This window comes from Aliivibrio fischeri (genome assembly GCF_009727955.1).
In the GTDB taxonomy this organism is placed as follows: domain Bacteria; phylum Pseudomonadota; class Gammaproteobacteria; order Enterobacterales; family Vibrionaceae; genus Aliivibrio; species Aliivibrio fischeri_A.
Genome location: NZ_WOBR01000025.1, coordinates 1 through 564 on the forward strand (window position 1 = coordinate 1; position 564 = coordinate 564).

The window sequence follows — 564 nt, forward strand, 5'->3', positions numbered from 1 at the left end:
AATGTCACGACACCTGTGGTTGCATCTATTTCAAATAACCCTGCATCAATGTCGGCTTGTGATAATGCATAAGTCACATCATCACCATCTGGATCTGTCGCAAGACCTGTAATGTTTACGACCGTGCCAATCTCAGCATTCTCTGACAAGGTATTTTCGGCAGTATTCGAATCCGTTACTGGGCCTACATCATTATCCGTATCGCCACCGCCCGGTGCCGAACCATCCGCATCTGTTACTGTAATATCAAAACTGGCTTCACTTGTTGAGCCATCAGTCGATGTCGCAATGATGGTGATAGAGTGAGAGTCTGCAACTTCGTGATCTAAATTACCAATCAACGTCACCACACCTGTAGTGGCATCGATAGCAAACAGACCTTTTGCAATATCTGCATCTGAAAGTTTATAACTAACCTCATCACCGTCTGGATCCACGGCGAGGCCAGTGATGTTTACAACCGTACCCACCCCTGCATTTTCTGAAATTGTATTATCCGCAGCGTTACTATCTGTAACCGGACCCACATCGTTATCAGTATCACCACCGCCCGGTGTCGAACCA

At 46.5% G+C, this 564-nt stretch carries 1 protein-coding gene; it reads right to left on the reverse strand.

Translation table 11 applies throughout. The annotated features are described in order from the left end of the window. A partial coding sequence (locus GNP81_RS19155; protein ID WP_196588272.1) for a cadherin repeat domain-containing protein occupies positions 1–564 on the reverse strand: 564 nt, incomplete at both ends.